Annotated in this window: 7 protein-coding genes; 4 read left to right on the top strand and 3 right to left on the bottom strand. The window is 40.9% G+C overall.

Translation table 11 applies throughout. The features are described 5' to 3' along the window. Positions 1–102 precede the first annotated feature (102 nt). Both rraB and PVK62_RS09040 read left to right on the top strand, forming a co-directional pair. Entirely contained in the window at positions 103–519 is a 417-nt protein-coding gene (gene rraB, locus PVK62_RS09045; RefSeq protein WP_274445168.1) for a ribonuclease E inhibitor RraB, read from the top strand. An 87-nt stretch (positions 520–606) separates the two neighbouring features. Further along, positions 607–1,443 (top strand): glycosyl hydrolase 2 galactose-binding domain-containing protein, encoded by an 837-nt coding sequence (locus tag PVK62_RS09040; protein ID WP_274445167.1) that lies wholly within the window; start codon positions 607–609, stop codon positions 1,441–1,443. A gap of 133 nt (positions 1,444–1,576) precedes the next feature. Here PVK62_RS09040 and PVK62_RS09035 read toward each other — a convergent pair whose 3' ends face one another. The 3 genes from PVK62_RS09035 to pepA form a co-directional block, all read right to left on the bottom strand. Then, positions 1,577–4,438, bottom strand: coding sequence for a valine--tRNA ligase (locus PVK62_RS09035; RefSeq protein WP_274445169.1), 2,862 nt, complete (start codon positions 4,436–4,438; stop codon positions 1,577–1,579). 110 nt (positions 4,439–4,548) lie between these two features. Further along, complete coding sequence (locus PVK62_RS09030) at positions 4,549–4,992, bottom strand: DNA polymerase III subunit chi (RefSeq protein WP_274445166.1); 444 nt, start codon at positions 4,990–4,992, stop codon at positions 4,549–4,551. Between the two features lie 97 nt (positions 4,993–5,089). Then, complete coding sequence (gene pepA, locus PVK62_RS09025; RefSeq protein ID WP_274445165.1) at positions 5,090–6,598, bottom strand: leucyl aminopeptidase; 1,509 nt, start codon at positions 6,596–6,598, stop codon at positions 5,090–5,092. Positions 6,599–6,787: 189 nt separating this feature from the next. On the opposite strand from pepA, the gene lptF reads away from it, so the two are divergent. Both lptF and lptG read left to right on the top strand, forming a co-directional pair. After that, entirely contained in the window at positions 6,788–7,900 is a 1,113-nt protein-coding gene (gene lptF, locus PVK62_RS09020) for an LPS export ABC transporter permease LptF (protein WP_274445164.1), read from the top strand. Then, positions 7,893–8,969: an LPS export ABC transporter permease LptG gene (gene lptG / locus PVK62_RS09015; RefSeq protein ID WP_274445163.1), complete on the top strand. Its 1,077-nt coding sequence runs from the start codon at positions 7,893–7,895 to the stop codon at positions 8,967–8,969. Before lptF ends, lptG begins: the two co-directional genes overlap by 8 nt. Positions 8,970–8,973: the final 4 nt, after the last annotated feature.

Raw genomic sequence — 8,973 nt, 5'->3', positions numbered from 1 at the left:
AGCTAAATATTCTTTAATTATTGAAGTGCTAGGGAATTTGGTTTGAGCAGGCTATAATGCCTGAGTTAATTTCTATTATTTTATACAGTGTGGAGCCTTATTATGTCTCAAGAAGATGAATATCTATCGGTTGAGCAATTTCTTGAATTGCAAAAAGCGGAAACGCGCGAAATTATTGAATCACTAAAAGCCGATGGTAGTGAGCCGGATGCACTGTATGCTATCGAACACCATTTAATGGCGGAAGACTTTAAAGCATTAGAGAATGCAGTAGTAGAAGCATTTAAAATGGGTTTTGAAGTATTAGAAGCTGAAGAGCTAGAAGACGAAGATGGCTCTAAAATCTTATGTTGTGATGCCGTGATGGATTCAATATTAGATGCAGACGTTATCGATGCTCAAGTTGAAAAATTAGTTCAACTAGCTGAGAAATTCGACATTATCTATGATGGCTGGGGTACCTTCTACGAAGGCGAAGACGCTGAGTATGACGTTATCGAAGATGGCGACGAAGAATAAAAACATTGTCAAATAACGACAATTGAGAGACTGTGCCCTAGGCTTGTAATACAAGTGTAGGGCATTTTTTTAGGGATGAATATATTAATGAACTCAAGAATTATTCTTAATGGTGAAGAAGCGTTATGGCAACTTTCACCGTTAACAGACACAGCATTGCCGATTAAAGACATTCCAATTCAACAAGGTGTCACTTCTGCTTACGAAGCACTTTCTGTTGAAGAGGCGAATAATCAAGAATGGCATTTAATGCGTTTTTTTGAGGTGGATGAAACATTACTCAATTATCCTGCGATTGAATTAGTGATGAGTGGTATTTCTCGCTATGCAGAAGTGAGAATTAATGGCGTAGCTGTATTTGATTGCACTGAAAAAATGACGCGATACCGTAAAAATATCAAAGAGTTTTTACAATTAGGCGGTAATCGTTTTGAAGTTATTTTTTTAGAAGAAGATGACGATGATTGGTTGTTGGATCAAGAGATAGGCAATCAAGTATGCGAAATTAATCAAGCCTATCATCGCCGCTTTGGGGCAGTTCAAGAGAGTGATATTAAAAATGATGTTGGTGTATTTGGCGTCTGTTTCTTCCAACCAATCTCCCATCTTTCTCTAAGCCATATTAGTGTAGAGCAAATATGGCATCACGGCTGTGAGCTTAAAGTCGAGGTCTATTTTAAGACTTATAAGCCTAATTTAATTTCGGCAAGTATTAAGTTTGATGGCATGACATTAACGATCCCTGTCGATGTAAGAGGCGAGCATGTTTCTGCACTATTTCAGGTTGAAGCACCAAAGTATTGGGATGACCAAGCGAAGAACTCAAATGATTTATATGTGGTTTCTGTGATACTTGATGGGCAACTGCATGAACTTGAGATTGGATTATCAAAAACTGAAAACGTCATTCACTTTCCTTTGTAAGTAGACTCATTAATTTTAGTGAATTGATTTTTTAGCTATAAAAAGAGACAGGTAACAAAAAGGCCGATGTATTAACATCGGCCTTTTTTATGCATTACGATAATATCAACCTAATAAAGATATAAAGGCTTACTTATAGTGCAGCGATTGTTTCTTTTTGCGCTTCTAGCTTAACTAAGGTTTCTTTATAGCCTTCTAGTTTTTCACGCTCTTTAGCGATAACAACTTCAGGTGCTTTAGCAACGAAACCTTCGTTACCTAATTTACCTTCGATACGTTTAATTTCGCCTTGGATTTTAGCTACTTCTTTATCTAAACGAGCCAGCTCTGCATCTTTATCGATAAGACCCGCCATTGGGATCATCAATTCAGACTTACCAACAAGAGACGTTGCACACGCAGGTGTCTCTTCGCCTTCAGCTAGAACTTTGATGCTATCTAGTTTCGCTAGAGAAGTAAGAACAATCTCGTTAGCTTGAATACGTGCAGCGTCTTTTTCGTCTGCCACTTTAATCATCACATCTAAGCCTTTGCTTGGTGCGATATCGTATTCAGCACGTAGGTTACGAATGCTGGTAATAAAGGCTTTAACCCACTCAAGATCAGCAACCACATCAGCGTTGAAGTTTTCTTCATTAAACTGAGGTAATGCTTGAGTCATGATAGTCTCACCTTCAACACCGTTAACTAGCGGCTTAACGCTCTGCCAGATAGATTCAGTGATATAAGGAAGAACAGGGTGAGCAAGACGTAATGTCTTCTCAAGAACCGTAATTAGTGTGTAACGAGTAGCACGTTGTTGTGCTTCAGTGCCTTTCCAAAGAACCGGTTTAGTTAGCTCTAAGTACCAGTCACAGAATTGGTTCCAGATGAATTCATACAGCGTATTTGCTGCCATATCTAGACGGTAGTTATCTAGGTGTGCATTAAATTCTTTTGCTGCGATTTCAAACTGAGATGCGATCCATTGATCAGCCAGTGAGAACTCAAGTTCAGCACCTTCAGCCATACCACAATCGTGCTCTTCTGTGTTCATCAATACGTAACGGCTTGCGTTCCATAGTTTGTTACAGAAGTTACGGTAACCTTCAAGACGTTTCATATCCCAGTTGATATCACGACCTGTTGATGCCATTGCTGCAAGAGTGAAACGTAGAGCATCAGTACCGTATGGTTCGATACCGCCTTCAAACGTTTTACGCGTTGCTTTTTCGATTTTCTTAGCAAGTTGAGGTTGCATCATGTTGCCACAACGTTTTTCAACAAGCTCTTCAAGGCCGATACCATCGATCATATCGATAGGATCAAGTACGTTACCTTTAGACTTAGACATCTTGTCACCGTTCTCATCACGGATAAGGCCCGTCATGTAAACTGTCTTAAATGGTACTTGTGCATTGCCTTCTTCGTCTTTCACGAAGTGCATGGTCATCATGATCATACGAGCAACCCAGAAGAAGATAATATCAAAGCCTGATACTAGAACTTCTGATGGGTGGAATGTTTTAAGTGCGTCTGTGTTTTCAGGCCAGCCTTGTGTGCCGAACGTCCAAAGTGCAGAAGAGAACCATGTATCAAGTACATCGTCGTCTTGGCGAAGTACAACAACAGGAGCAAGGTTGTTTTTCTCACGAACTTCTTCTTCAGTACGACCAACGTAAACTTTACCGTCGTTGTCATACCATGCAGGAATACGGTGACCCCACCAAAGTTGACGAGAGATACACCAATCTTGTACGTCACGCATCCACGCAAAGTACATGTTTTCGTATTGCTTAGGAACGAATTGGATTTGACCATCTTCAACCGCTTTCACTGCAGGCGCAGCAAGAGGTGCAGTACGTACGTACCATTGGTCAGTTAGCATTGGTTCGATAACAACACCACCACGGTCACCGTAAGGTACGGTTAAATCGTGATCTTTGATCTCTTCAAGAAGACCCAGTTCATCAAACTCAGCAACGATGGCTTTACGAGCAGCAAAACGCTCCATACCATGGTATTTAGCTGGAAGTTCAGCGCTGTATACATCACTCTCTTCGCCGTTCGTTGTGAATACTTCAGCAGAATCACGGATATCAGCATTGAACGTTAAGATATTGATCATTGGTAGGCTATGACGTTTACCTACCTCGTAATCGTTAAAGTCATGAGCTGGAGTGATTTTCACACAGCCCGTGCCTTTTTCCATGTCCGCATGCTCATCGCCTACGATAGGAATTAAGCGACCAACGATAGGCAGTTCAATGTGTTGACCGATCAGATCTTTGTAACGAGGATCTTCAGGGTTTACCGCAACACCAGTATCACCAAGCATGGTTTCTGGACGAGTCGTAGCTACAACGATGTAGTCTTTGCCGTCAGAAGTTTTAACGCCATTTGCTAGTGGGTAGCGGAAGTGCCACATGAAGCCTTTTTTGTCTTTGTTTTCAACTTCAAGATCAGAAATAGCGGTGTGCAGTTTAGGATCCCAGTTTACTAGGCGCTTACCACGGTAGATAAGATCTTCTTCGTATAAACGAACAAACACTTCTTGAGTTGCAGCAGATAAACCATCATCCATTGTGAATCGTTCACGATCCCAATCAACAGAGGCACCTAGACGACGAAGTTGCTTGGTAATTGTGCCACCTGATTCTGCTTTCCATTCCCAAATTTTGTCGATGAAAGCGTCACGACCGTAATCGTGTTTTGTTTTGCCTTCTTCAGCCGCAATCTTACGCTCAACAACCATTTGAGTTGCGATACCAGCGTGATCGGTACCTACTTGCCAAAGGGTATTTTTGCCTTTCATACGCTCAGCACGGATAAGCGTATCCATGATCGTATCTTGGAAAGCGTGACCCATGTGCAGGCTACCAGTGACGTTTGGTGGCGGGATCATGATGCTATAAGCTTCTTTTGATGTATCGCCATGAGGCTTAAAGTAGCCTTTTTCTTCCCAAGTCTGGTACAGAGCTTGTTCTATTGATTGCGGGTTATATGTCTTTTCCATAGTGTTCGTCACGAATATCTCTATTAAAAAGTGGAATGCCAAATATCATAATTAATGGCTCAATCTGAAAATAGGCTTTCAGCTGAGTTACTTAGCTATGATGATTGGCACTATTTTAATGTCTCGGTTTGCATGGCTCGGCCTGCATTTCGGTATATTTTATACCTTTCTCGAGCGTGTTGTTTGCTTTTTTCTTCACAGGGTACGAAGTCTACCACTTGAGCAAAGGAAACCGCAAAAGTTGCGACCTCTTGTGCTAAATTTATTAATACATGTCGGCGGCCTGATGAGCGTAATGTTCCCCAACCAATTTCAATGGGGGAGCCAGATTGTGGCCCTTCACCAATTAAATTATGTGGTGTAAATTCAGATATCTCATTTTGCCAGAGTGCTTCATCAATGAGTAGAGCCTGCTCTTTGTCTTGAGCTAATACATACACTCGTGCATTTTGAGAATAATAATAATGAGCAAGCTGACACACAAATTTTAACAGTCCATCTGGAGTGGCTGTTGGTGATGTGGGTTCAAGAACGTAAAACAGTGCTTGGCTCATAATCTCTCTTAATTTACATAAATGGCAAAAAGACGCTAAATAGAATGTATTAAAAAAGGGCCATTTAAAGGCCCTTTATATCATAAAACGAAGTGATTTATTCTACGATTTCTTGGCCTGAACGATTCAGTAAGAATTGGACAAGTAATGAGACAGGTCGGCCGGTTGAGCCTTTATTTGCGCCCGAAACCCAAGCTGTACCCGCACTATCAATGTGAGCCCAATGATATTTCTTAGTAAAACGAGCAAGGAAGCAACCAGCAGTGATTGTACCTGCGGCTTTTCCGCCAATATTAGCCATGTCTGCAAACGGGCTGTTTAGCTGCTCGTTATATTCGTCAGCCATAGGTAAGCGCCATGCTCGGTCACCAGATTGCTCTGATGCATTAATCAGTTCATGAGCTAATGGATTATGATTCGCAATTAATCCATTGATGTGATGACCAAGAGCAACCACACATGCTCCCGTTAATGTCGCAACATCAACAACGCATTCTGGATTATAACGCTCTACGTATGTTAGGGCGTCACAAAGAACTAAGCGGCCTTCAGCATCGGTATTTAATACTTCAACAGTTTGACCTGACATGGTTGTTAAAATATCACCTGGACGATAAGAGTTGCTGCTTGGCATGTTTTCACAGCCCGCAAGAATACCAACCACATTCAGAGGAAGATTTAATTGAGCTAATGCTTTCATTGCACCAAATACAGAAGCAGCACCACACATGTCGTACTTCATCTCATCCATACCGTCACTTGGTTTGATGGAGATACCGCCTGAATCGAAAGTCAGACCTTTACCAATCAGTACAATAGGTTTTGCATCAGGATTAGGGTGACCTTTGTATTCCATCACTGACATCATAGATTCATTATGAGAACCTTGACCTACCGCTAGGTAAGAAGTCATGCCTAGTTTCTTCATCTCTTCTTCACCGATCACTTTAGTGGTAACGGTTTCGTAGTCATCGGCTAGGCGACGAGCTTGAGACGCAAGATATGCAGGGTTAGCAACATTTGGTGGCATATTGCCTAAATCTTTTGACGCTTTTACGCCAGAGGCAATAGACAAACCATGGTTAATTGCTTTTTCACCTAAGTTAAGCTCACGGCGAGTTGGTACATTAAATACTAACTTGCGTAATGGGCGACGAGTCTCAGGTTTATTACTCTTGAATTGGTTAAAGGTATATAGACTGTCTTTAGTTGATTCAACCGCTTGGCGAACTTTCCAGTAAGTGTCACGGCCTTTAACGTGAAGCTCTGTAAGAAAACATACCGCCTCCATAGAGCCCGTTTCATTTAGTGTGCTGATGGTTTTTTTGATGATCTCTTTATATTGACGCTCACCAAGTTCACGCTCTTTACCACAACCTACTAATAAAACACGCTCAGAAAGAATATTTGGTACTTGATGCAATAACAGCATTTGGCCAGGCTTACCTTCAAGGTCACCACGGCGAAGTAACGAACTAATGTAACCGTCACTGATTTTATCGAGCTGTTCTGCGATTGGAGATAAACGACGTGGCTCAAAGACACCTACAACGATACAAGCGCTGCGTTGTTTCTCTGGACTGCCACTTTTTACACTGAACTCCATGCGTACTCCTACATCCTGAAGACAAATAGAACTAAATGTTAGATAATGAGCAAAATCTAGTTAGATACTATACTATTAGTGTTCCGATTTCGCAGGCTAACATTTAGCCAAAGATTAAAAAATAAATGGTTTACACGGAAATTATAGTGATTCTGGCAAAAATACAAGTTTTCTATAGGTAGATTCGACGTGATTATTATTAGATATTTGATCAAGGAAACATTAAAGAGTCAATTTGCGATCTTTTTTGTGCTTTTTTTGATCTTTATGAGCCAAAAATTTATTAGCATTTTAGCTGAAGCCTCTGATGGAGATATCCCAGGTGGTTTGATCTTATCCTTAGTGGGTTTAAATATGCCTGCTATGGGCTTATTAATGCTACCTCTCAGTATTTTCATCGGTATTCTTCTGACTTTTGGACGTTTATACGCAGAAAGTGAAATTACCGTAATGAATGCAACAGGAATGGGTAACTCAATACTTATTCGTGCCGCACTGTATTTAGCCTTGATTACAGGTGCGGTAGCTACTTTTAACTCACTATGGCTGTCTCCTTGGAGCCAAGAGCAAAGTACCAAGCTGATGGAGACGGTAGAGTCTGATTCTGGAATCGATCTATTACAAAAAGGTCAGTTTAGAAATTCTCCCGATGGGAAGGGTGTTGTCTTTATTGATGACATTAGCGATGAAGGAGGCAAGCACCTTGTTAATATCTTCTTAGCACAACCAGTTCCTCATGATTCATTGCGCCCTAGCGTGTTAGTTGCAGATAAAGGGATAGTGAAGCAGCTTAATGATGGCCGTCAGGTATTAGTACTGGAAGATGGTACTCGTTATGAAGGTATTCCGACACGTTTAGATTACTTAGAAAGTAACTTTGAATCTTATGAAGTCCTAATTGGGCAGAAAGAGGTTAAGGCAAAACGAAGAGATTGGGATGCACTACCAACGTTAGAACTTATCAAACGAACAGAGTTAGAAGCGAAAGCAGAATTGCAATGGCGTATCTCTTTGATTCTGTGTATTCCCTTATTAACCATGGTGGTTGTTCCGTTATCTGCTGTGAATCCAAGGCAAGGGCGATTCGCGAAACTTGCACCGGCAATTTTATTGTATTTAGCTTATTTCTTATCATTAAGTGCGGGTAAATCAGCAATAGAAGAGGGGAGCTTACATCCATCCGTTGGACTGTGGGCAATTAATGCAATACTGCTTATTATCGGCATTATATTAAACTCAATGGACAGTGTTTTTGTGAGAAAATTAAAAGACAAAATGCGGAGAAAAGCAAAGCATGTTTAAGATTTTAGATTGGTATATTGGCCGTACAATCATCGCAACTTCTGCGTTATGTTTAACAACGCTAGTTGGGCTCTCTTCAATTATTAAATATGTAGAGCAGTTACGTAAAGTGGGTAAAGGAACATACGATCTTTTAGATGCTCTTTATTTTGTTATCTTAAGTATGCCACGTGATATTGAGATGTTTTTTCCAATGGCGGCCTTGCTTGGGGCATTGATTGGGTTGGGAATGTTAGCGGCAAGCTCTGAACTTGTGGTGATGCAAGCGGCAGGTTACTCAAAATTAGACATCGGTTTATCAGTATTAAAAACGGCAATTCCTTTGATGCTAATGGTGATGGCATTAGGTCAATGGGGGGCTCCTCAAGCTCAAAAAATGGCGCGAGATCTACGTGCGTTTGAAACCTCTGGCGGTAATATTGCTGCTGTAAGAGCAGGAGTGTGGGCTAAAGATGCGAACGATTTTATTTATTTAGGGCGAGTAGATAATCAAGAAAAACTGTATGGAGTGACAGTATGGCAATTTGATGCTCACCAACAGTTAAATAATATTATCTTTGCACGTAAAGCGAATTATCAATCAAAAGAGGCAGGTTGGATGCTGAGTGATGTTTCTATTACTCAAATGCAAGATGAAGCTAAAATCAGTGAAAAGAAAATGGATACCTTGAATTGGTCAACAACACTGACTCCAGATAAATTGGCGGTGGTTACCGTTAAACCTGAAGAGCAGTCTCTTTCTGGCCTGTATGATTATGTGAATTACCTGAAAGATTCAGAGCTCGATGCCGCACGTTATGAGTTGGCTTTTTGGCGTAAAGCCTTACAACCTATCTCTGTTGCTGTCATGATGTTATTGGCGCTCTCATTTGTCTTTGGGCCATTACGTAGTGTAACGATGGGAGCAAGAATTCTTTCTGGTGTGATCGCAGGATTTAGTTTCTATATTTCTAATGAGGTCTTTGGGCCAATGACTTTGGTTTATAATATACACCCCATATTTGGTGCGTTAGGGCCAAGTTTTGTGTTCTTATTGATCACCTTAGGGTTACTTAATAGAAAGCTTTAAGCAC

The sequence above is a fragment of the Aliivibrio sp. S3MY1 genome (assembly GCF_028765575.1).
Lineage (GTDB): Bacteria > Pseudomonadota > Gammaproteobacteria > Enterobacterales > Vibrionaceae > Aliivibrio.
The sequence above is the reverse complement of the archived record's forward strand: the minus strand, read 5'-3'. Positions and strand labels throughout refer to the sequence as shown.